A 588-nucleotide genomic window follows, 5' to 3' on the forward strand; every position below is an offset into this window, starting at 1 on the left:
ACAGTGAAATAACTTTGTTTTTTATGCGAGTGTTTAATATTGGTAATTTATTAATAACTGTAAAAATGATAGCAACCGCTAAAAATGAAAAGTAGAGACCTGGATTGAGTAAATTAAATGGGTTAACAATAAGAACAATAACCAAGGCAAATAAAATGCTCCGCCAACGCAGCGGCTGCTTAGCAAGAAAATACAATAATAAATAACAACCCAGCATGATAAGCGCTCTCGTTGCCGATACTAAAAAGTCACTTAAGTACACATAAACCAAGGCTACTAAAAATCCGCATGAACTGTAATAAAGAGTCAGGTTGAATGATTGCCCGATCGAAGAATTAATTTTTGCAAAAATGAATCGAGTAAATAGATAACCGAAGCTAAAAATCAAACCAATATGTAACCCCGATATAGCAAGTAAATGACTTAGCCCAAGAGATTGCATTAATTGTCTATCAGCGTAGCTCATCAAAGATTTTTCACCGCTAAGCAATGCATAATAGAGCCACTGCAGTTTTGTATCCGTATAAGTGTTTTTAAGGAAGTGTTGATAATCTAAAATTATGCTTTGTTTGTCGCTATTTATAATAT

1 protein-coding gene is annotated in these 588 nt (G+C 33.5%); it reads right to left on the minus strand.

Going from position 1 to position 588, the window contains the following annotated elements; all coding sequences use genetic code 11:
- Positions 1–586, minus strand: a 586-nt coding sequence (locus GQR46_RS20415; RefSeq protein ID WP_346766811.1) for a ComEC/Rec2 family competence protein, incomplete at its 3' end; no start/stop codon positions are given.
- Positions 587–588: the final 2 nt, after the last annotated feature.

The sequence above is a fragment of the Pseudoalteromonas sp. Z1A6 genome, from assembly GCF_011378745.1.
In the GTDB taxonomy this organism is placed as follows: domain Bacteria; phylum Pseudomonadota; class Gammaproteobacteria; order Enterobacterales; family Alteromonadaceae; genus Pseudoalteromonas; species Pseudoalteromonas arctica.